The organism is Comamonas odontotermitis (assembly GCF_014207855.1).
Lineage (GTDB): Bacteria > Pseudomonadota > Gammaproteobacteria > Burkholderiales > Burkholderiaceae_C > Comamonas > Comamonas odontotermitis_A.
The window spans coordinates 192759-214492 of record NZ_JACHKZ010000004.1; the positions used below are offsets into that span (position 1 = coordinate 192759).

Genomic DNA, 21734 nt, shown 5'->3' on the forward strand with positions numbered 1-21734 from the left:
GCCATTCTTATTGCTAGAAGCGTGCCAGCTTTTGAACCATTGCCACTGAAAATCATAACAAAATGATTTTTAAAGAAATTTACTTTTCAATGCTTCAAAACATCGTTTTCCCAACCATAGAAATTTATCTATTTAGATAGTTACCTTAGAATTAAATATCATCATTAAAACCCCATCGCAGCATGAAATCCATCACGGTCATCGGCTTTCTGGGCACCCAGCTAGACAGCGGGCGGGGCGCCGGCCGCTGGAGCAAATGGCGCCCATCAGTTGCCATCACACAGCATGAAGACATGGTGGTTGCACGGATGGAGCTGCTGTATACGCGATCACATATCGACCTGGCCCGGTTGATACAAACCGATATCGCGGCCGTAAGCCCGGAGACTGAAGTCCATCTGGTGGAGCTGCCCATTCATGACCCCTGGGATTTTCAGCAGGTGTATGGCGCCCTTTATGACTGGGCGAGCGGCTATCCGTTTGATGGTGATTCCACACAATACTGGCTCAACATCACTACCGGTACGCATGTGGCGCAGATCTGCCTGTTCCTGCTGGCCGAATCGCGCGCCATGCCGGGCGTCATCCTGCAGGCCTCGCCTCCCAAGCGCCAGATGGATGGCGCTGCGGGCAACTACACGCTGATCGATCTGGACCTGTCGCGCTACGACGCCATTGCCACGCGCCACGCACGTGCCAGCGAAGACGGCGTGGCCTTTCTCAAAAGCCATATCGCCACGCGAAACACGCGCTTCAACCGGCTGATCGAAGAGATTGAGCAGGTGGCAGGCCGCTCGCAGGCGCCCATGCTGCTGGTGGGGCCCACCGGCGCGGGCAAGTCGTTTCTTGCACGGCGCATGTATGAACTGAAGAAGGCGCGCCACCAGGTAAGCGGCGCCTTTGTGGAAGTGAACTGCGCTACCTTGCGCGGCGACAGCGCCGCCAGCACGCTGTTTGGCCACAAAAAAGGCGCCTTCACCGGTGCCGCCACGGAGCGCGCCGGCCTGCTGCGCACTGCCGACCGGGGCGTTCTCTTTCTCGACGAAATCGGCGAGCTGGGCGCGGACGAGCAGGCGATGCTGCTGATGGCCATTGAGGAGAAGCGCTTCTACCCGATGGGATCGGACCGTGAGGTGAGCAGCGACTTTCAGCTGATTGCCGGCACCAACCGCGATCTGCGGCTGGAGGTGAGCGCCGGTCGCTTTCGTGAAGACCTGTTTGCCCGCATCAACCTGTGGACCTACAACCTGCCCGGCCTGACCCAGCGCACTGAAGACATCGAACCCAACATCGACCACCTGCTTGCGCTGCACGCCCAGCAGACCCACCGCACCGAGCGCTTCAACGCCGAGGCACGCAAGCGCTATCTGCAGTTTGCGCAAGGCCCCGCCGCCTTGTGGAGCGGCAACTTCCGCGACCTGCACGCCAGCGTGACACGCCTGGCCACCTTGTCTCACAGCGGCCGCATTACCGAGGATCAGGTTGAGGCCGAGATTGGCCGGTTGCAGTGGTTGTGGCAGCGGCCCGATGCGCTGCAGCCATCGACCGATGGCCCTGCAGAGCTGGCACTGGAGGATGTGTTGCCCGCCGATGCAATTGCTGCGATGGATTTGTTTGACCGGATGCAGCTGGCGTCAGTGATCCGTGTATGCCACGCTGCCAGCAGCTTGTCGGATGCGGGGCGCCAGCTGTTTCAGGCGTCGCGGGCACAACGGAGCGTGGTGAATGATGCGGATCGGCTGCGCAAGTATTTGCAGAAATTTGGGCTCAGTTGGGATGTGATTGTGGGGGTGCGCTGAGGCTTTGAGCTTTGGGCTTTGGAACTTATAGCCTGCTTTTAAGCTATGGCTGAGTTGCATGTTGCTGGCCGGGTTTCGCCCCGGCGGGCGAGGCACTTTTCTTGTCGGCCAAGAAAAGTACCCAAAAGAAGGCCGCCCTGCTGCCTGCGTCCCTGCGGCTTCGCCTTCGGGCAACCTGTGTCGCGGCATTTGCGGGGTATGCCGCATAACTCACTGCGCCACAGGCGCATGCAAAAGGGACCAACCCGACAGCCAAACATCCACGCGGGCCATCGCTGCGCTCGGCTCTCACCCCTTCTGCCTGCGCCGAGGAGCACAGGGCGCATTTCTTTGGGTACTTTCTTGTTGCGAGACAAGAAAGTACCTCGCCCGGCGGGGCAAAACCCGGCCAGCAGCAAACAGCCAACATGGATTTCCCACAAAAACTAAAATCGCCGCTTTCCCTATCCGCCAGCGGCTACCCAGGCCGCCCCGGCACCCTCACTCAGGCCCACTCCCGTGTCTCCTTTTGAATCCATTGCCCGCCGCGAGCGCGGGCTTTTGCAGCAGCTCACCGCCGCCCAGATGACCATGATCGCCATCGGCGGTGCCATCGGTACCGGCCTCTTCATGGGCAGCGCCTTCGCCATCGGCTTTGCCGGGCCCAGTGTTCTCATCAGCTACGCGATTGGCGCCCTCATCGGCCTGCTTTTGATGGGGTGCCTCGCCGAGATGACCGTGGCGCACCCCACAAGCGGCTCCTTTGGCGCCTATGCCGAGCACTACATCAGCCCCATGGCTGGCTTTGTGGTGCGCTATGCCTACTGGGCTGCCGTGGTGCTGGCCGTGGGCATGGAGGTAACCGCAGTCGGCAAGTACATGAAGTACTGGTTTCCCGATGTCGAGCAGTGGGTGTGGGTGGCGCTGTTCTCGGTCGCCCTGGCGGCGGTCAATGCCACCAGTGTCAAGGCGTTCGGGCAGATGGAGTATGTGTTCTCGATGGTCAAGGTGGTGGCCATCGTTGCCTTCATCCTCATCGGCGCCTACGTGGTGTTTGGCTCGCGCCCGACAGGTGTCGGGTTTTCCAACTACACGGCAGATGGCGGCTTCTTTCCCAATGGCTGGTGGGGCACCTGGGTAGGGGTGATCGTTGCCATCTTCAGCTACCTCAGCCTGGAATCAATTGCCATTGCCGCAGGCGAGGCTCAGAATCCGCGTCAGGCCGTGACCTCGGCCTTCAAGACCACCGTGCTGCGCCTGGTTCTTTTCTACCTGCTGTCGCTGGCACTGATGCTGGCCATCGTGCCGTGGAGCCATGCCAGCACCGACAAGAGTCCCTTCGTCAAGGTGATGGAGATCGTCGGAATCCCGGGCGCACCCAGCGTGCTCAATTTTGTGGTGCTGGTGGCCAGCCTGTCGGCAATGAATGCACAACTCTACGTCACCTCGCGCATGATGTTCAGCCTCTCGCGCGGCGGTTATGCGCCAGCGGCGCTCGGCCGCGTCAACAGCCGCGGCGTGCCGATGGGTGCGATTGCTGTCTCCTGCCTGGGCATGGCGGTGGCCATGGTGCTCAATGTGCTCAAGCCAGAGGAATCGCTCACGCTGATGATGTCCATCTCGATGTTCGGCGCCATGTTTGCGTGGTTCATGGTGTTCGTCACGCACCTGTTCTTCCGCTCGCGCTGGCAGCGCGAACACCCGGGCGAGCGCCTGCAGTTCCACATGTGGGGCTTTCCGGTATTGACGCTGCTCGGCGCCGTATTGATGCTGGCCGTCATCGTCACCACCTATTTCACCGATGTATTCCATATGACGGCGGTGATCGGCGTGCCCATGCTGCTGGTGCTGGCTGCCGTCTACCAGATCTGGTACCGCCAGCGCTGATACATTGCATACCTATGCCAAACACACCCGACACCGCACTGCAGCTATGGGACATCTCGCCGCCCGTCTATGTGGGCATGCCGGTTTTCCCCGGCGACACGCCCTACCAGCAAGAATGGGTGGCCACCATCGGGCCGGGTTGCCCGGTCAATGTGGCAAGCATCACCAGCACACCCCACGCGGGAGCCCATGCCGATGCGCCCTTGCATTACGCTCCTGATGGCGCCACCATCGGCCATGTGGATCTGGCGCCTTACCTGGGCCGCTGCCGGGTGATCCACGCGATAAATTGCGGCGCGCTGATCGAGTGGCGCCATCTGGAGCACGCCATCAGCAACGACCTGCCCGAGCGCGTGCTGGTGCGAACCTACCAGCAGATGCCGCAAACCCAGTGGGACGCCGCACTCGCCGGCTACGCTGCCGATACCGTCGAACGCCTGGCTGCACGCGGAGTGCGGTTGATCGGTATCGACACGGCCAGCATCGACCCTGCAGACAGCAAGGCACTGCCCAGCCACCAGACGATTCGCCGCCACGACATGCGCGTGCTCGAAAACCTGGTGCTCGACGCCGTACCCGAGGGCGACTATGAACTGATTGCACTGCCGCTCAAGCTGGTGCAGGCCGACGCCTCGCCGGTGCGCGCCGTGCTGCGCGCCTTGCCCGGCGCCTACAATCACCGGAATTCCTGAACTACAAATTCAATAGCTGTCGGCGCTGGGTAGATGTGCGTCAACAGCCTATTTTTCAAAGAGACATTGCCATGACCACCTTGGAAGCCTGCCGCGAAGTCGATCTGCAAGAGCCGCTCGCGCCGCTGCGCGATCTGTTCGACCTGCCAGACGGCGTGATCTATCTCGACGGCAACTCGCTCGGGCCCCTGCCCAGGGGTACCGCGGCCCGTGTGGCCGATGTAGTGCAGCGCGAATGGGGCCAGGGCCTGATCCGCAGCTGGAACGACGCTGGCTGGATCGACCTGCCCCAGCGCCTGGGCGACCAGTTTGCGCCATGGATTGGCGCGCGCCCGGGCGAAGTGGTGTTCACCGACACCACCTCGGTCAACCTGTACAAGGTGCTGAGTGCTGCCATTCGCCTGTCTCAGCAAGAATTCTCCGACCCTATCCCGCGCACCAAGGTCGTGAGCGAGCGCAGCAACTTCCCCACCGATCTGTACATTGCCGAATCACTGTGCAAGCAGCACAACCTGGAGCTGGTGCTGATCGAGCCCGAAGAGCTGCCCGCCTGCCTGACGGGTGACGTGGCCGTGCTGCTGCTCAGCCACGTCAACTACCGCACCGGCCACATGCACGACATGGCCCAGGTAACGCGCGACGCCCATGCCCAGGGCATTCTGACAATCTGGGACCTGTGCCATGCCGCAGGCGCGGTACCCGTCGACCTGAACGGCGCCAATGCCGATTACGCCGTGGGCTGCAGCTACAAATACCTCAACGGCGGCCCGGGCGCACCGGCCTTTGTCTGGGTCAATGCACGCCACACCGACAAGTTCTGGCAACCGCTGTCGGGCTGGTTCGGCCATGCAGAGCAATTTGCATTCACCAGCGATTACCAGCCTGCGGCGGGGATTCGCCGCTACATGTGCGGCACCCAGCCCATGATTGCCCTGAGCGCCCTGCAATGCGGGCTGGATGTGTATACCGAGGCCGAAAAATATGGCGGCATGACGGCACTGCGCCGCAAATCGGTAGCGCTTACCGATCTGTTCATCGAGCTGGTGGAGACCCGCTGCGCTGGCTACGGCCTGGGTCTGGCCACGCCGCGCGACATCTTTGCACGCGGCTCGCAGGTGTGCCTGACGCGCGATGAAGGCGCTGGTGTCGACGGCCAGGGCAGCGGCGCCTATGCCATCATGCAGGCATTGATTGCTCGTGGCGTGATTGGCGATTTCCGCAAGGGCGACAACGGCAAGGGCCCGCACAAGGACATTCTGCGCTTTGGCTTCACGCCGCTGTACACCCGGTTTGAAGACGTGTGGAACGCGGTGGAACACCTGCGCCAGGTGCTGGAATCGGGCGAATGGAAGCGTGCGGAGTTCAACCGCATCAACGCGGTTACCTGACCTCTGCCCGCCAGACACTGCATGTCCGAACGCATCGCCATCCTCGACTTTGAAACCACGGGCATGAGCCCGGCGCATGGCGCGCGCGCTGCCGAAGTGGGCATCGTGATGATCGAGGATGGCCGCATTGTCGATCGCTACCAAAGCCTGATGAACGCTGGCCAGCACATGCCCAGTTTCATCACGCAGCTGACCGGCATCACCACCGCCATGCTGCAGGCGGCAGCACCGGCCGAAGAGGTCATGCGCGAGGCGGCCGCTTTTGTCGGCAGCGCGCCGCTGGTGGCGCACAACGCATCGTTCGACAGCAAGTTCTGGCGCGACGAGCTGGAGCGCGCCGGCCGCCCGGCCTCACAAGAGCTTGGTACAGGCCTGTTTGCATGCACGGTATTGCTGTCGCGCCGCCTCTACCCCGAGGCCCCTAGCCATTCGCTGGGCAAGATCGTGCGTCACCTGCAATTGCCACCGGCTGACAAGGCCCACCGCGCCCTGGCCGACGCTGAAATGACGGCCCACTTGCTGCTGCGCATGCAAGCCGATCTGCGCAGCCGCTGGCATATTCCAGACCCCAGCCACGCGCTGCTGAGCGAATTGCAGACCTGCCAGCGCAAGCACCTGGGCCGCTGGCTCAGTACTACATCGGCCCGCCAGACCCAGCCGCAGCTGCCAGAGCTCGCCAGCATGGCGCCGGTCAGGGCAAAGCCATACTGAGCACAACGTTCAGCACCGCCATCAGCAGCACCGCTGCCATGGTAATCAGCAACACGGTGGACTGCACCCACGGGCGCTGCGCCTGCGCCTCACCGGGCGCTCCCCCCGGCACCAGCTGGCAAGCCATTTCCACCTTGCCGGGCGATGCCATCAGCAGCAGCGCCGCGCTGACATTGTGAACCGCCATGAACGGCAGCACCGCCACGCCCAAGGCCTGAGCAATCTCGGCCTGCGTGGCCGCAAACATGGCGTTGGCGCCAGTGTTGGAGCCAGTCACAAAGCCGCCCAGAGCGCCCACAAACGGGGCGGCAAACACATAGGCGCTGCCGCCTTGCGCCAAGGCGTGTGCCAGCTGCGCCGCCATGCCCGATACGGCCATCACCACCCCCAACACAATGAAGAGTCCCGTCACTGGAGCCACCTGCCGCCACGAATGCCACACCCGCTGCACGCTGCTGGTGGCTGGCAGGCCCTTGGCAAACCACGCCGCAGCCACAAACAACCATACCGCAGGCGATGCTAGCAAATGCCACGCGCCACTCCACTGCATGGCCCGTACCGCCACCCCTGCCACCAGCACCCCGAGCAGCAGCAGGCCATAGGCGGCCAGCGCACGCCAGCCCAGGGCATTCAAGGGGGCAGCCGCCTGGATAGAGCTCCCCGCGCCCAGTCTGCCAAGCCACAGCCAAAGCACGGTCATCACCAATGCGCCCAATGCCCCGGCAGCGGATGTGCCTGCCAGCATATTGCCGAGGCCAATAGACGCAGCCAGCAGCAGTCCCGACAATGCCCCTTGCAGCATTGCAGCGCCCCGCCGACCACTATCGCTGGCAAGCCATGCCGCAGCTACACCCACCACCACCATGGGAACCACGCTGATCCACGCAGATGCCACGCCCAGGGCGTCAAACGAAAGCCCCGACATCGTGGCCGCAATCAGGGTACCCGGGCCCATCGACCCCCATGGCACCGCGCATAAACCAAGCAGACCAATCACGGCAATCTTGCGCGCAGGCAGGCCGCTGTGCGCCAGCAGCGGAATCCCGATGGTGATTCCGATGCCAAATCCCGTCAGCGACTCGGCAAAGGGCGTGACCCCATGCACTACCAGCAGCACCGCGCCCACACCCTCGCCGGTACGCCCCATCACCCATTGCGCCAGGGCCTTCTGTGCGCCCGCAGCGCGCAATACCTCCGAGAGCAACAGGCCGCCACCTACGATGAGCAGCACTTCCACCAGCACAGGCGTCCAGCCCGTTACTGCTTGCAACGCCGCCTGTGCGGTCAGCGGAAATGCCAGCACGCAGCCAGCCAACGCCAGCACCACACCGAGCAGCGCCGCAAACAGCGAACGCAGCCCCAGCAGCAGCCCAGCGATGACAGCGAGGACCGGCAAAGCACTCAATAGCAGGTACATTGGTAGTGACCTTGTTTAAATTGCATATAGGTAAATAATATTTCCTACACGAAATTTGTCAATCCATGCAGACTGAAACCCCTTCTTCCGGTTCCGACTCCGACCTGCAGTTCGGCCTGGCCGTACGCGCCCGCCGCGCGCAACTGGCCATTACGCTGGATCAGTTGGCCCAGGCGAGCGGCGTGACATCGGGAGCGCTGTCGCGGGTGGAGCGCGGGCTGCTCAGCGTAAGCCTGCGCAATGCCATGGCGATCGCACGTGGCCTGGGCTGTGAATTGAGCGATCTGATCCAAAGCCCCGCTGCCGCACAGATCACCCGCGCAGGCGAGCACCCGCGCTTTGTGCACGAGGACACCGGCATCGTGCGGCTGGCGCTTGCCCGCCCCTTGCCTGGGCTGGAGCTGCTGCACTACGAGGTGCCGCCCGGCCAGGTCTCCAGCCACTTTGCGCCACACCGTCCCGGCACGCGCGAGGTGTTCTATGTCGAAAGCGGCACGCTCCGGGTCTGGACTGGAGCGGATTCGGTGCTGCTGCAGGCAGGTGACAGTGCGCAGCTGGTCATGGACACCGAGCACCACTTTGCCAACGAAGGCGACGCTGCCGCGCGCTTCATCCTGCTGGTGGCTGCGCCGGTGCACGGTACGTGACAGGTTTGCGCGGGGGTTGGATCAACGGCCCAGCAGCCTGCCCCGCCTGCGAGGAGCGCGCGGGCACGCCCCCAGGCGTCAATAGCTTTTGGCCGACAGGCTGGCCCACAGGTGCGCAGCCACCAAGGCTCGCCAGGGAGAGAATGCGCCCAGCCATTGCTCGGCCTCGCGCTGCGAGACGCTGGGCACATCCAGGAGGCGCGCCAAGGCGTTGCGCACCGCCACATCGCCATGCAGGCTGCCATCGAGCCAGCCAAAGCCGCGCAGCAAGGCATAGTGCACCGTCCACGGGCCAATGCCCTTGATGGCGAGCAGCGCGGCCTCCAGCGCTTGAACAGTGTCGGGCTGCAAGGGTTGTGCAGCCCAGGTATCGAGCGGCAGGGAACCGTCCTCAACTGCAGCACAAACACGCTCCAGCGTGGCAATTTTGCTGACAGAGAAGCCCGCTGCACGCAGTTGCTCCGGCGTCAGCGCAGCGAGTGCCGCTGCATCGGGGTGGCAGAGCATGCCACTGCTGTGCTGCACGCCAGCCGCTTCTATCAGGCGGCGCCGCAGCGCAATGGCGGCTGCCACACTGATCTGCTGGCCGGTAATGGCCCATACCAGCGCTTCAAATGGCGTACTGCTGGCCGGTACCCGCAAGCCTGCCTGGTTGCGCAGCAAGGGGCCCAGCACCGGGTGCCTTGTATGCTGACGCTCCAGTTGATCAGCTCCATCGCCCAGCCCCAGCATGCGCGTCACCATGCCGTGCAGGGCCGGTTGCGGTAGGTTGGCAGCGGCGGGACTGTTCTTGCGCAGCCCGTCGATCGACAGGCGCGCCTGCACCTGGCCAGCCTCTTCCTTGCCGGGCCTTTCCAGGCCTGGCCTCTCCTGGCCGGGCCGTATCTGCAATTGCAGCAGCGCCGGGCGGCCTTGCCAGGTCAGGCCTTTGGTGATGTGCAAACCCTCCACTTTCTCCGAGCGCTGCTGGGTGTCTCGCGCATGCAGGGCCAGCACATCCTGCGGGCGGTAGTTGGCAGGCAGCGTGGCAAAAGTTTCCAGAATCAGGGGCATGGACGGACAGTCAGAAGGCGGCAAAGAGAGCGCAGATACGAGGGTCACTATAGGCGACGACCGTGGATCGGCTGATTTGCTTTCATTTTGATAGCAAATAGCGCGCATTTCAATTGTGTCATGGGCAGTTTTCACTCCGCATCGTGAAACACCACCCCCAGGGTGTGGCGCGCGCCGCGCAATATGGTGGAGACGCCATGCCGGTGCTGCACCCGGTAGCTGCCGCGGGCACCCTGCACCGGCCGCTCCCGCACTGCGATGATGGCCGCATCGCCACGCTGGAGTGGCAGCACCTGCACACGCGATTGCATGCGAGGGCGCTGCTCGGTCAGCACGAGCTCGCCCCCTTCAAAATCATGTCCTGGCTGCGACAGCAGCACGATCACCTGCAGCGGAAACACCAGCTCGCCATACAAATCCTGGTGCAGGCAGTTGTAATCGCCCGCACCATAGCGCAGCAGCAATGGCGTGGGCCGCACCTGGCCCGCCGCATGGCATTGGGCGATGAAGGCCTCGTGCGTAGCAGGCCAGGGGGTGGCTTGTAGCTGCAGCAACTGGCGCCAGCGCTCGGCCAGCGGCTGCAGGCGGGCATACAGCGCGCCCCGCATGGCCTGTACCTGTGCTGGCAGCGGGTAGGCAAAGTACTGGTACTCGCCCCGGCCAAAAGCATGGTGCTGCATGGTAATGCGGCTGCGAAAATGCGCCGCTTCGTCATACATTCCGGCCAGCTGGGCGCACTGCCCTGCATCCAGCAAACCCGGCAGCAGGCCCCAGCCCTGGCTGTCCACCTGCGCGCAAATTCCGGGCCAGTCGTAGTGGGCAAGGCGGCGGGCCAACTCGCCCACTTCAAAATTCATGGCAACCGGCGCTTTATGGATGGGCGTGGGAGGCATTTTTTCTTCAAATACCTCCTCATCACCCAGAGGCAAGGCAGCCTGGCCAGCGCTGGCCGCCCGCTTAGCCATGGCGCGCCACCCGCAGGGCCTGGGGAGCAAGTTCTGCCTCGTGCCGCAGCAACGCGCGTTTGCGATCCACGCCCCAGCGGTAGCCGGAGATCTCGCCATCGCTGCGCACTACGCGGTGGCAAGGAATGGCCACCGCAATCGCATTGGCGGCGCACGCGCCCGCCACCGCGCGGCTGGCCTGCGGCATGCCCAGCGTGCGCGCCAGTTCGCTGTAGCTGACGGTGCTGCCCACCGGTATGCGGCGCAGCGCCTGCCACACCTGCTGCTGAAAGGCCGTGCCCCGCACATCCAGCGGCAGCGCCAGCCCGCGCGTGGGCTCGTCCACAAAGCCGATGACCTGCGCCATCCAGCGCTCGAACGCCGCATCGCCCCCTGCCAGTTGCGCCTTGGGAAAGCGTTGCTGCAGCTCCTGCACCAGCGCATCGGCATCGTCACCCAGCAAGATGGCACAAATGCCCTGCTCCGTGGCAGCCACCAGAATGGGCCCCAGGCTGCATTCGCCCACGCCAAAGCGAATGTGCTGGGCCGCGCCGCCGGTGCGGTACTGGCGCGGCGTCATGCCAAGCACGGCCTGGCTGTCGCGGTAGAGCTGCGCGGTGCTGGCAAAACCGGCATCGAAGATGGCATCGATGACACGCGGCGCCTCCTGCGCGTCGCCCAGCGCCGCTTGCAGGCGCTCGCGGCGCTGGGCCTTGGCGTAAGCCTTGGGCGATACGCCCACCGCCGCCTTGAAAACCCGCTGCAGATGGAAGGGGCTCATGCCCGCGCGCTCGGCCAGATCGGCCAGGTTGGGCTCCTCCTCGGCCGTGGCAATCCAGTGGCACAGCTGGGCCATCAGCGCCGCATGCCCGGGTTTGGACGGAGCGTCGGGCTGGCAGCGTTTGCAGGCGCGGTAGCCCGCTGCCTGGGCCAGTGCAGGAGAGTCGAAAAAGCTGACATTTTCGGGTTTGGCCTGGCGCGAGCTGCACGAGGGCCTGCAGAACACGCCGGTACTGCGCACAGCATAGACAAAGCGGCCATCGGCACCGGCATTGCGGGCGCACACATCGGCCCAGCGCGGATCAGCCTGGGTTTGCTGTGCCCGCTCAGAGGCGGAAGTGAGAATGGCAGACGGTTTCATGCGAATCACCTCAGTACAATCGATGCAGCCACTTTAGGCCTTGCGGCTCTCTGATGCAGTGCCATTCTTGCGCTGTAATTCAAGCCGCTTCATTGCCACACACACCATGCGAGACACCACCAGCAAGCCCGAATCCATTGTGCATGAAGAGCGCGCCCAGCTCGATTTCAGCAAAGACATGAGCTATGGCGACTACCTGCACCTGGACGAGATCCTGAACGCCCAGCACCCGCTGTCGCCCGCGCACGACGAAATGCTGTTCATCGTGCAGCACCAGACGAGCGAGCTGTGGATGAAGCTGATGCTGCACGAGCTGCGCGCCGCCATGCAGGCAATTGCCAATCCGTCGGTCAATACCAAACCCGAGGCCTTCAAAATGCTGGCGCGCGTTTCGCGCATCATGGAGCAGTTGGTGGGTGCGTGGACCGTGCTCTCGACGATGACGCCGCCAGAGTACACCGCCATGCGGCCCTATCTGGCCAATTCGAGCGGCTTTCAGAGCGCACAGTACCGCTGCATCGAGTTTTCGCTGGGCAACAAGAATGCAGCCATGCTCAGGCCCCATGCGCACCGCCCCGATCTGCTGGAGCAGGTACAACGGGCCTACGAATCGCCGTCGCTGTACGACATTGCCCTGCAATTGCTGGCGCGCGAAGGCATTGCCGTGCCGCAGCAAGCCCTGCAGCGCGACTGGACCCAGCCCTACACAGAGAGCGAAGGCGTCAAACAGGCCTGGATCACCGTCTACCGCGATCCACACCAGTACTGGGATCTGTACCAGCTGGGTGAAAAGCTGGCCGATATCGAAGATGCTTTCCGCCAGTGGCGCTTCCGCCACCTCACGACTGTGGAGCGGGTGATCGGCTTCAAGCGCGGCACAGGCGGCACGGGTGGCGTGAGTTACCTCAAGAAGATGCTCGATGTCGTGCTGTTCCCCGAAATCTGGAGCCTGCGCACGGATTTGTGAGCTCCCTGCGGCGCTGCGTGCAGCCTTTGCTCATTGCCTCGCGCCCGCATCCGCTCCTGCCAGGATTGCCGCATGTGACATGCGCGGGCTGCAAACCCAGCGGGTCTGGCCTATAGTATGCATGTGCGATTGCAGCATTTCCAGCCTCCAGCAACCGCCTGATAAGCACCAATTGCTATTTTTTACATAGCAAAGTGCGTTTGGCGACGCCGCTGCCACGCCAATGCCTGCCTGTGCCATGCCTGACAACAACCAACTCCCATCCCACGCTGCGTCCGCAGCCGCCCAGCCGCCCGCATCCCCCACCGTGCTGTGGGCCATGCTGCTCACGCTGCTATCGGCTTTTGCGCTGAGCCAGGCGTTCCGCACCGTCACCTCCATCATTGCCGACGGCTTGCGAACGGATTTCGGGCTGTCCGCCGAGTCGCTGGGCGCATTTGCCGGCTTGTTTGGCTTGTCCTTTGGCGTCACGCAACTGTTCATGGGCGTGGGAATGGATCTGTACGGGTTGCGCAAAACCGTGCTCACGGCCTTTCCGCTGGCGATTGCGGGCTCGGCCATTTCTGCCGCAGCACCCAGCTACCACTGGCTGATGCTGGGGCAACTGCTGATCGGCATTGGCTGTTCGCCCGCGTTTTTGGCCTGCACCATGTTCATCTCGCGCCACTTTCCCAGTGATCGCTTTGCCTTTATGTCGGGCGTGGGCATGGGGGTTGGCGGCCTGGGCCTGCTGTTCACCGGCACGCCGCTGGCCTGGCTGGTGCAGCACCAGGGCTGGCGCTTTGGCTTCGGGCTGCTGGCAGTGCTGTGCGCGCTGTCGTGGCTGGCGATCTTCTGGCGCGTGCACGAGCCGCGGCTGCCCAGCGATGATCTGCCCAAACCCAGTTGGATCAATGCCGTCAAAGGCTTTGGCGGCCTTTTGAAGGTGCCTCACACCTGGGCGATTGCACTGATGGGCATGGTCGGCTATGCATCGTTTCTGACCGTGCGCGGCCTGTGGCTGAGCCCGATGCTGATCGACCGTTACGGCCTCAGCCTGGTTGCTACAGGCAACGTGGCGCTGGTGGTGTCGGTGATATCGCTGTTCGTGCCCTCCATCTTTGGCCGCTTTGACCCGGGCCCCGCCAAGCGCCGCCGCCGCATCATCATCGGCGCGACCGTGATGGCCAGCATTTTTTGTGCCCTGGCCTTTGTGCACCATCCAATCGCCACGGTAGCCCTGATCCTGCTGATGGGCCTGGCATCGGGCTACTCGGTGCTGCAGTATGCCGATGTGCGCTCGTCCTACCCCAAGGAGACCACGGGCCGCGCCCTCTCGGTCTACACCATGGCCATGTTTCTGGGCGTGGCGCTGATGCAATGGGGATCGGGCAAGGTCGCAGCCTGGGCCGAGCACCACCAGGCGGAAACCTATGAATATGTGATGCTTTTTGTGGCCGCCATGCTCATGCTGGGCTGCCTGTGCTTCCGCTTTCTGCCCAAATCACCCCTGCTGGCGCAGCAAGGCGGCAAATAGGCGGAGCACCGCTTGCCGAAAAGATAGCTATGCGCGCCTGCAAATAGTGCGCCTCAAAGCCATGCGCCTTTGAAATTCAATAGATGTGAGCGCCTATAGCTATGATTTCTAAAGCAAAGGCATGCGTCCCGAAAGGCAGACACCCGTCAGAGCATCGTCGCTGACGAGCCATCGCCCCGGTACAGCCAGGGAACATCCATCAGCCGCGCGCCCAGGGCACGCAGAGCCGTGTCACGGCCGAGGGCCACAAGGCCGCGGGCATGGAAGATTTCTCCATTGCGGATGGCACGCGCCTGCACTCTGGCATTGCGCTCCCACCGATTGAGCGCATAGCGGCGCAGTCGCAGGGGCAACTCCAGGTCGTGCATGGTGAGCGCACGCTGCAGTTCGGCAGCGTCTTCGATCGCCATGGCTGCGCCCTGCGCCAGGTAGGGCCGCATGGGGTGCGCTGCATCGCCCAGCAGCGCCACCAGGCCTTGTGCCATCTCATGCGGGCCAGCAACGGGGGCACGCTCTACCAGCGGCCACAGGCGCCACGGCGACTGGTTTTCACTTGCGGCAACCGCGGCCTGCACGAGTTCCTGCAACTGCCGGTGCGCGCCAGCCAGACTGCGCTGCAGATCCGCTGCATTGGCCGCATGCTCCCAGGTTTCCAGGTCATCAGGTGGCGCGCCTTCGGTAATAATGACAAGGTTCTGCAGCTCGCCAGCACGTACCGGGTACTGCACCGCATGAAAGCGTGGCCCCATCCATGCGGTGATATCCTGCGTACGCAGCCCAGACGGCAGATCGGCCTGCCGCACCATGGCGCGGTAGGCGAGATGCCCGGTCTGGCGTGGCGGCTGATCGTGCAGCATGCGCAAGCGGGTACGGCTCCAGACGCCATCAGCCCCCACCAGCGCGTCACCCTCGATCTTCTTGCCGCTCTTGGTGGTGATGGTGACAACCTCGCCATTGTCTTCGTGGTAATCGACGGGGTTGTCCAGGTTGAGGTGCACGCCGTCGCGCGCTTGCACGGCATCAAGCAGCAGCTGATGCAGATCGGCGCGGTGAATGGTGGCATAGGCAGCGCCGTAGCGAGCGATGGCATCAGCCCCAAGATCCAGCCGCGCGAGCACCTCGCCACTGACCGCGTGGCGCGACACCAGCGCCTGCGGGAAAGCAGCCGTTGCCTGCAGAGCCTTCTGCAGACCCCAGGCCTGCAGGCGGCGCACCACATTGGGCCCCAGTTGCACACCAGCCCCTACTTCGCCGAAGACAGGGGCACGTTCATACAGCCGGACTTCCGTACCGGCCAGGCTCGCCGCCAACGCTGCCGCCAACCCGCCGATACCCCCACCCGCAATCAGAATCTGTTCTTGCATGCCCCCATTGTGCCGGGATCAGGCCCCAAGCATTTGAGCCAGCCTGAAGACGCAGCAAATTGCTCAAAGGAGCGGATGAAAGACCGGCAGGCGTTTATGCGCAGGGTGCAAAGCCGTGCAGGCGCTCGAATTCGCTGATCGGCACTGGTCTGCCAAAGTGGTAACCCTGAAAGCGCTCGCAGCCATTGCTGACGAGGAAATCCACCTGGCCTGCGTTCTCCACGCCTTCGGCCACCACTTCGAGTTCCAGATTGTGGGCCAGGGCCAGGATGGTGCGCACGATGACCGCGTCGTTCACGTCGCTCAGCACATCGTTGACAAAGCTGCGGTCGATCTTGAGCTGATCCAGGGGCAGGCGCTTGAGGTAGGCCAACGATGAATAGCCGACGCCGAAATCATCCAGCGAGAAGCCAACGCCGCGCTCCTTGAGCTCGCGCATGCGGCAGACGGTTTCGTTCACATCGCCCAGCAGCAGATTCTCGGTCAGCTCCAGCTTGAGCTTGGAGGGGTCGGCGCCAGTTTCGTCGACAATTGCCAGCACTTCATCCACAAAACCCGCGTTGCGGAATTGACGCGGGCTCACATTGACCGCGATCGTGAGGCATTGGGTTGAAGGATTGGCCGCCCACGCCGCCAACTGCTCACAAGCTGTGCGCATGACGAAGGTGCCCAAATCCACAATGAGCCCAGTCTGCTCGGCCAGATCGATGAATTCGATCGGCATGACCAGGCCCCGCCCCGGATGGCGCCAGCGCACCAGAGCCTCTGCGCCCAGCAGCTGGCCATGGCCATTCATCACTGGCTGGTAGTACACCTGCAACTCGCCATCGTGAATGGCATGGCGCAAGTCTGATTCGAGATGCGCACGGGCATTGACCTGCGCCTGCATTTGAGGATCAAAAAACCGCTGGGTATTGCGCCCTGCCGACTTGGCCTGGTACATGGCCATGTCCGCACGCTTGAGCAACTCTTCGGCACTGTGCACATCGTTGTCACCAAACACCGTTACGCCAATGCTGGGCGTGCTGTAGTGGGCACTGCCATCCAGGCTGAAGGGCTGATTGAAGCGGCTGATCAGGTGTTCGACCACACCACGCACATGGTTCTCGGCCTGCTCGCGCACGCCTCCCAGGTGCTCCACCAGCACGACAAACTCGTCACCACCAAAACGGGCCACCACATCGCCGCTGCGCACACTGGCAATCAGGCGCTTGCCCACTTCGCACAGCAGGCGGTCCCCCTGCTGGTGGCCCAGCGAATCGTTCAGATCCTTGAAATTGTCCAGGTCAATGAACAACAGCGCAGCAAAACTGGCCCGCAACTTGCACGCCCGAATCGACCATTCCAGCCGCTCCATCAGCATGCGGCGATTGGGCAGGCCCGTGAGCACATCAAAGAACTCCAGCCGCTCGATTTCCTTGCGCGCATGGCTGCGTTCGGCCAGATCACGGCAGATGCACAGCAAGCCGGTGACCTCACCGCTGGCCGAGCGGATCGCAGACTTGGTGATCTCGAAACGCCCCTGGTAACCACCATCTGCAAAACGCAGGGTCTCTTCATACACCACGGGTGAGAGGGAGTGGCGCGCCTGCAGGTCGGTCTCCACCTCCGAGGGCAGGTAGGCGTCGAGCGCCAGATCCGTGGTGGTTCTGCCAATGATCTGCGAGTGCTTGAGACCCACCAGGCGCTCAAAAGCCTGGTTGCAATGCAGAAAGCGGCCATCCACACCTTTGAGCACCACCAGATCCGGGATGGCACTGACCAGAGACACCAGTTGCGACTGCTGCTCCTGCATGCGGCCTGCCATCAGCTTTTGCATCGATACATCGTGCGACAGCAGCAGAAACGCGTTGTCATCAAACCCCTGCGGGGCCACCATCAAATCCGTTTGCAGGTGGCGCACGCCATGCGGCGTTTCAATACTCTGCTCAAAGGCCAGCGATTCGCCAGCGCGCAGGCGCTCCATCCATTCCGGAGCCTGGTCGCGCAGCGGAGGGGTCAGTGCCTGCACCCAAGGCTGGCCGGACAAGCTTTTGACTCCCAGCCATTCCAGCTGCGTCTGATTGGCATGCACGATGATGCCTGCGCCATCGACACGCACCATGCCTATGGGCGCCTGCTCCAGCCACTCGGCCCCCTGCAGGCGCTCGGGATGGGCAGATGCCCAGCCCACCAGGGTATGCCGCACCGACGCCATGAGCAAAACCAGGGCCATCACCGACAGCGCGTAACACCACGCAGCCTCCATGAATGACAACGCCAGAGGCGCATGGGAATGCGCACCCTGCGCCAACGCGGCCAGAACCACGGCAGCCGTCATGCTGCGCACCGGCCAGCGGCTGGATCGTCCCACCAGATTGCGTGAATCCACCCAGGCCTTGGCACAGCACAGCAACATGCACGCAGGCAATACATAGGCTTGCACCCAACTGACGACGACCAGCAGACGCGAAGCAATGGCAACCACCAGCGCCAGCCCCGCCAGCATGACCAGCACACCGGCATTGCTGCGCAATTGAAGGCTGCCCGAGCGCTCGGTACTGGCCGCCGGCCCTTCTTGCCCCGCAGGATGCCTGACGTCTATTGAAATAATCAATAGAGTTATAGGCAATAGTAGATTGACCGCAATGACCGACCAGGATTGGGCGTGTTCTATGGCTTCTGTCTGGCTGACAGGGAGTGCTGCAAATACCGTATAGACGGCAAGAACCACTGCGCTGCACACCCACAATGGTCGCCCGATAGGCGCCCCGCCAGAAGCGCCTTGCCAGAGAAGACGCGCTCCCCAGCCTATGGTGGCCAACGCCGCGAGAAGCGCCAGCAGCTGTATCCAGGTACCCAGAGCGGCGGCAAAACTGATGCCCTGGGTATCCGAAGCCATCAAACCGGCCAATAAAACACCCCCAGCCAGCAGGCATAGCATGACACGCGTATGTGTATCCCACAGGCGCCGACCAAGCGATAAGGGGGTGTAAGGACGTGCCATCGGTTACCGAGGAGGGTAAATAAAGGTAAAGTAAATAGCGGCATTTGACCAGCAATTGCTATCAAACGCAAACGGGCCCTGCTAGAACGGGCCCGGTTAGGTTATTTTGCAAGCAGTTACTTACAGTAGCTGCCGCAACACAAAAGGAAGTATACCCCCCTCTTTGTAGTACTCCACCTCAATAGGCGTATCGATTCGCAACACCAGTTCCGTCTCGGTCTTGGTGCCATCGGCGCGGCGCACTACCAATGTGGCCTTGCTGCGTGGTGCAAGGGATGGGTCCGCAAGGATGTCGATCTGCTCATCGCCACGCAGCTGCAAGGTCTCCCAGCTCTCTCCTGGCAGGAATTGCAACGGCAATACACCCATGCCCACTAGGTTGGAGCGGTGGATGCGTTCAAAGCTGCGCGCCACGACCGCCTTGATGCCCAGCAATTGCGTACCCTTGGCCGCCCAATCGCGGCTTGATCCGGTGCCATACTCTTCGCCAGCAAATACCACGGTAGGCGTATTGGCCGCAATGTAGCGCATGGCTGCGTCGTAGATGAACAGCTTCTGGCCATGGTCCTCACCAGAGTTCTGGTAGATGGTGAGGCCTCCTTCTTCCCGCGAGCCATCGGCTTTGACCGGCAGCATCTGGTTTTTGATGCGTACATTGGCAAAGGTACCCCGCATCATCACTTCATGGTTACCGCGGCGCGAGCCATAGCTGTTGAAATCAACCTTCTTGACGCCATTGGCAAGCAGCCACTGCCCAGCGGGCGATGTCTCCTTGATGGAGCCAGCAGGCGAGATATGGTCGGTTGTGATGGAGTCGCCAAACAATGCCATGATGCGGGCGCTGTGTATGGCGTATCGGTCGGGGTTCTGCGCATCCTCACGCTGCGCTTCAAGCTGAAAGCTCTTGAAAAACGGAGGCTCGGCAATATAGGTGCTTTGGGGCCAGGTATAGGTGGCACCCGTCACTCCCTTGATTTTTTGCCAGAGCTTGCCAGGCTCGCTGGTGACCTTCTCGTAGTTGGCTCGGAAGGCCTTGCCGTTCATGGCGTACTTCATCAGCTTGTGCACCTCATCGGTGCTTGGCCAGATGTCGCCCAGATACACATCGCGTCCATCCTTGCCTTTGCCGACCGGCTCGGTCATCAGGTCCTTGCGCACATTGCCAGCAATGGCATATGCCACGACCAGAGGCGGGCTCGCCAGGAAATTGGCGCGGATGTTGGGATGGATACGGGCCTCGAAGTTGCGGTTGCCGGACAGTACCGCAGCGCATACCAGGTCGTTTTGCTGAATGGCGGCATTGAACTCGGGCAGCAGATCGCCCGCGTTGCCAATACAGGTAGTGCAGCCATAGCCTGCTATCGCAAAACCCAGCTTTTCCAGATAAGGCAACAGACCCGACTCCGTGAGGTACAGCGTCACAAGACGCGAGCCCGGCGCCAACGACGTCTTGACATGCGGCTTGACGGAAAGCCCCGCCTGCACGGCTTTTTTGGCCAACAAGCCTGCGGCCAGCATGACGCTGGGGTTGGAGGTATTGGTACAGCTGGTGATGGCCGCAATCAGCACATCGCCATTGTGCAGATCGATCCCTCCGCGCTCCTGTGCTTCCACCTGCGCCTCATCGGTGCGCAGGCTGCCCGGTGCATCTTCCACATTGGGGGTGTTGGCCACCATCTCCACGACGTTGCGCGGGGCACCGGCAGGTACAGGCTTGGCCTCTGGCTCGGCGGTTTCACCCTCGCCATTGATATGCACCCTGACGCGCTGCGCCAGCTTGTCCGCAGGCAGGTTGAAGCCATTCTGTGCAATCGGCGCAGTAAACAGTTCCTGAAACCTGTCCGCCACATGCCCGATCTCGATGCGATCCTGTGGACGCTTGGGCCCAGCCAGGCTGGGAGCGACTGTGGCCAGATCGAGCCTGACGACCTGGGAATAGTCGATTTCTCCAGCCTTGGGCACACCAAAGAGGCCTTGCGCCTTGAAATAGGCCTCGAATGCTTCGATCTCGGCTTTGGTGCGGCCCGTGCCCTCAAAATAATCAAGGGTCTTGTTGTCGACCGGGAAGAAGCCCATGGTTGCACCATATTCGGGTGCCATGTTGCCAATGGTGGCGCGATCGGGAACCGACAGACTGCGCGTGCCCTCGCCAAAAAACTCGACGAACTTGCCCACGACCTTTTCGCGCCGCAGGATCTCGGTCACAGTCAGCACCAGATCGGTCGCCGTCACCCCCTCGCGCAGCTTTCCGGTAAGCTCAAAGCCCACGACATCGGGCGTCAAAAAGTATACCGGCTGACCCAGCATGGCCGCTTCGGCCTCAATACCACCCACACCCCAGGCCACCACACCAATACCATTGATCATCGTGGTGTGGCTGTCGGTGCCGACCAGCGAATCGGCGTAGTACACACCATCCTTCGTATGATGCACGCCCCGCGCCAGATACTCCAGATTGACCTGGTGCACGATACCAAAGCCTGGTGGCACCACGCCAAACGTATCGAAAGCCTGCATTCCCCACTTCATGAACTGGTAGCGCTCATTGTTGCGCTGGAATTCCAGCTTCATGTTCAGGTCAAGGGCATTCTTGTTGCCATAGTAGTCCACCATGATCGAGTGATCCACTACCAGGTCTACAGGCACCAGGGGCTCGATGGCCTTGGGCTTTCTGCCCAGGCGATCCGCGGTGCTGCGCATGGCTGCGAGGTCTGCCAGCAGTGGCACGCCCGTAAAGTCCTGCAGCACCACACGCGCCACGACGAAGGGAATTTCCTCGGTGCGGTTCGCTCGAGGCATCCAGTTGGCCAGTTGCTCCACATGCTCTGGCAGCACACGCTGCCCGTCGCAGTTGCGCAGCACCGACTCCAGCACGATGCGCAGCGAAACTGGCAACCGTTTGATGTTGGGATACTGCTTGGCAAGTGCCGGCAGCGAATAGAAACTGCCCTTGCCGGCCTTGCCCAGCGACAGAGGCTTCAAAGTGGAGGCAAATGCATGTTTGCCTGGCTGAGGGTTGCTCGACTTCATCGTTGCTCCTGTTTTGCTTTGGCGATGCCACAGACTATTCTCAAATGAACAGTCTACTCGTGAGTGGCAACATCTGCATGTCGCCCCAATATGTGACATGGCATTGCCGCTATCCAACGGCTTTGTTGCATAAATCGGTTTGAGACTGAGTCTCCCCAAACCCCAGACGTAGTTATGCCACGGCCACCGTTTGGGGCGTGCCCAGCTCGGTGA

General features: G+C 62.3%; 15 protein-coding genes. 8 read left to right on the forward strand and 7 right to left on the reverse strand.

Going from position 1 to position 21734, the window contains the following annotated elements; genetic code table 11:
* Positions 1 to 182 precede the first annotated feature (182 nt).
* The 5 genes from rtcR to HNP33_RS05355 all read left to right on the forward strand — a co-directional run bounded on the left by rtcR (position 183) and on the right by HNP33_RS05355 (position 6456).
* On the forward strand, positions 183 to 1799 hold the full coding sequence (gene rtcR, locus HNP33_RS05335) for an RNA repair transcriptional activator RtcR (RefSeq protein ID WP_184706044.1): 1617 nt from the start codon (positions 183 to 185) through the stop codon (positions 1797 to 1799).
* Positions 1800 to 2297: 498 nt separating this feature from the next.
* Positions 2298 to 3665, forward strand: coding sequence for an amino acid permease (locus HNP33_RS05340; RefSeq protein ID WP_184706046.1), 1368 nt, complete (start codon positions 2298 to 2300; stop codon positions 3663 to 3665).
* Positions 3666 to 3679: 14 nt separating this feature from the next.
* A complete protein-coding gene (gene kynB / locus HNP33_RS05345; protein WP_184706048.1) occupies positions 3680 to 4357 on the forward strand; it encodes an arylformamidase in 678 nt (225 codons plus the stop codon).
* A gap of 71 nt (positions 4358 to 4428) precedes the next feature.
* On the forward strand, positions 4429 to 5745 hold the full coding sequence (gene kynU / locus HNP33_RS05350; RefSeq protein ID WP_184706050.1) for a kynureninase: 1317 nt from the start codon (positions 4429 to 4431) through the stop codon (positions 5743 to 5745).
* A gap of 21 nt (positions 5746 to 5766) precedes the next feature.
* The gene (locus HNP33_RS05355; protein WP_184706052.1) at positions 5767 to 6456 is read left to right on the forward strand and encodes a PolC-type DNA polymerase III; all 690 of its coding nucleotides are present in this window, start codon (positions 5767 to 5769) and stop codon (positions 6454 to 6456) included.
* On the opposite strand, the gene HNP33_RS05360 is transcribed toward HNP33_RS05355, so the two are convergent.
* Positions 6437 to 7873, reverse strand: a complete 1437-nt coding sequence (locus tag HNP33_RS05360) for an L-lactate permease (RefSeq protein ID WP_184706054.1) — start codon at positions 7871 to 7873, stop codon at positions 6437 to 6439. The two genes, HNP33_RS05355 and HNP33_RS05360, sit on opposite strands and share 20 nt — an antisense overlap.
* Positions 7874 to 7938: 65 nt before the next feature.
* On the opposite strand from HNP33_RS05360, the gene HNP33_RS05365 reads away from it, so the two are divergent.
* Complete coding sequence (locus HNP33_RS05365; RefSeq protein WP_184706056.1) at positions 7939 to 8520, forward strand: helix-turn-helix domain-containing protein; 582 nt, start codon at positions 7939 to 7941, stop codon at positions 8518 to 8520.
* 78 nt (positions 8521 to 8598) lie between these two features.
* Here the strand turns inward: HNP33_RS05365 and HNP33_RS05370 are convergent, their stop codons facing one another.
* The 3 genes from HNP33_RS05370 to ada all read right to left on the reverse strand — a co-directional run bounded on the left by HNP33_RS05370 (position 8599) and on the right by ada (position 11658).
* Positions 8599 to 9573 (reverse strand): DNA-3-methyladenine glycosylase 2, encoded by a 975-nt coding sequence (locus HNP33_RS05370; RefSeq protein ID WP_184706058.1) that lies wholly within the window; start codon positions 9571 to 9573, stop codon positions 8599 to 8601.
* A 131-nt stretch (positions 9574 to 9704) separates the two neighbouring features.
* Positions 9705 to 10430 (reverse strand): 2OG-Fe(II) oxygenase, encoded by a 726-nt coding sequence (locus HNP33_RS05375; RefSeq protein WP_184706100.1) that lies wholly within the window; start codon positions 10428 to 10430, stop codon positions 9705 to 9707.
* A 100-nt stretch (positions 10431 to 10530) separates the two neighbouring features.
* Entirely contained in the window at positions 10531 to 11658 is a 1128-nt protein-coding gene (gene ada, locus HNP33_RS05380) for a bifunctional DNA-binding transcriptional regulator/O6-methylguanine-DNA methyltransferase Ada (protein WP_184706060.1), read from the reverse strand.
* Between the two features lie 106 nt (positions 11659 to 11764).
* Here ada and kynA point away from each other — a divergent pair, with 106 nt between their 5' ends.
* On the forward strand, positions 11765 to 12625 hold the full coding sequence (gene kynA, locus HNP33_RS05385) for a tryptophan 2,3-dioxygenase (protein ID WP_184706062.1): 861 nt from the start codon (positions 11765 to 11767) through the stop codon (positions 12623 to 12625).
* Positions 12626 to 12863: 238 nt separating this feature from the next.
* Entirely contained in the window at positions 12864 to 14141 is a 1278-nt protein-coding gene (locus HNP33_RS05390) for an MFS transporter (RefSeq protein ID WP_233464397.1), read from the forward strand.
* Positions 14142 to 14287: 146 nt separating this feature from the next.
* On the opposite strand, the gene HNP33_RS05395 is transcribed toward HNP33_RS05390, so the two are convergent.
* The 3 genes from HNP33_RS05395 to HNP33_RS05405 all read right to left on the reverse strand — a co-directional run bounded on the left by HNP33_RS05395 (position 14288) and on the right by HNP33_RS05405 (position 21521).
* Positions 14288 to 15505, reverse strand: a complete 1218-nt coding sequence (locus HNP33_RS05395; RefSeq protein ID WP_184706064.1) for an FAD-dependent monooxygenase — start codon at positions 15503 to 15505, stop codon at positions 14288 to 14290.
* Between the two features lie 94 nt (positions 15506 to 15599).
* Positions 15600 to 18386 (reverse strand): putative bifunctional diguanylate cyclase/phosphodiesterase, encoded by a 2787-nt coding sequence (locus HNP33_RS05400; RefSeq protein WP_184706066.1) that lies wholly within the window; start codon positions 18384 to 18386, stop codon positions 15600 to 15602.
* A gap of 225 nt (positions 18387 to 18611) precedes the next feature.
* Positions 18612 to 21521: an aconitate hydratase gene (locus tag HNP33_RS05405; RefSeq protein WP_184706068.1), complete on the reverse strand. Its 2910-nt coding sequence runs from the start codon at positions 21519 to 21521 to the stop codon at positions 18612 to 18614.
* Positions 21522 to 21734: the final 213 nt, after the last annotated feature.

What these genes read in the sequence shown, in the direction of transcription:
- ada (WP_184706060.1), bottom strand. Translation starts at nt 11,658, where the DNA reads ATGAAACCGTCTGCCATTCTCACTTCCGCCTCTGAGCGGGCACAGCAA.
- kynB (WP_184706048.1), top strand. Translation starts at nt 3,680, where the DNA reads ATGCCAAACACACCCGACACCGCACTGCAGCTATGGGACATCTCGCCG.
- HNP33_RS05395 (WP_184706064.1), bottom strand. Translation starts at nt 15,505, where the DNA reads ATGCAAGAACAGATTCTGATTGCGGGTGGGGGTATCGGCGGGTTGGCG.
- HNP33_RS05360 (WP_184706054.1), bottom strand. Translation starts at nt 7,873, where the DNA reads ATGTACCTGCTATTGAGTGCTTTGCCGGTCCTCGCTGTCATCGCTGGG.
- kynU (WP_184706050.1), top strand. Translation starts at nt 4,429, where the DNA reads ATGACCACCTTGGAAGCCTGCCGCGAAGTCGATCTGCAAGAGCCGCTC.
- HNP33_RS05370 (WP_184706058.1), bottom strand. Translation starts at nt 9,573, where the DNA reads ATGCCCCTGATTCTGGAAACTTTTGCCACGCTGCCTGCCAACTACCGC.
- HNP33_RS05400 (WP_184706066.1), bottom strand. Translation starts at nt 18,386, where the DNA reads ATGGCTTCGGATACCCAGGGCATCAGTTTTGCCGCCGCTCTGGGTACC.
- kynA (WP_184706062.1), top strand. Translation starts at nt 11,765, where the DNA reads ATGCGAGACACCACCAGCAAGCCCGAATCCATTGTGCATGAAGAGCGC.
- HNP33_RS05355 (WP_184706052.1), top strand. Translation starts at nt 5,767, where the DNA reads ATGTCCGAACGCATCGCCATCCTCGACTTTGAAACCACGGGCATGAGC.
- HNP33_RS05390 (WP_233464397.1), top strand. Translation starts at nt 12,864, where the DNA reads ATGCCTGACAACAACCAACTCCCATCCCACGCTGCGTCCGCAGCCGCC.
- HNP33_RS05405 (WP_184706068.1), bottom strand. Translation starts at nt 21,521, where the DNA reads ATGAAGTCGAGCAACCCTCAGCCAGGCAAACATGCATTTGCCTCCACT.
- rtcR (WP_184706044.1), top strand. Translation starts at nt 183, where the DNA reads ATGAAATCCATCACGGTCATCGGCTTTCTGGGCACCCAGCTAGACAGC.
- HNP33_RS05375 (WP_184706100.1), bottom strand. Translation starts at nt 10,430, where the DNA reads ATGAATTTTGAAGTGGGCGAGTTGGCCCGCCGCCTTGCCCACTACGAC.
- HNP33_RS05365 (WP_184706056.1), top strand. Translation starts at nt 7,939, where the DNA reads ATGCAGACTGAAACCCCTTCTTCCGGTTCCGACTCCGACCTGCAGTTC.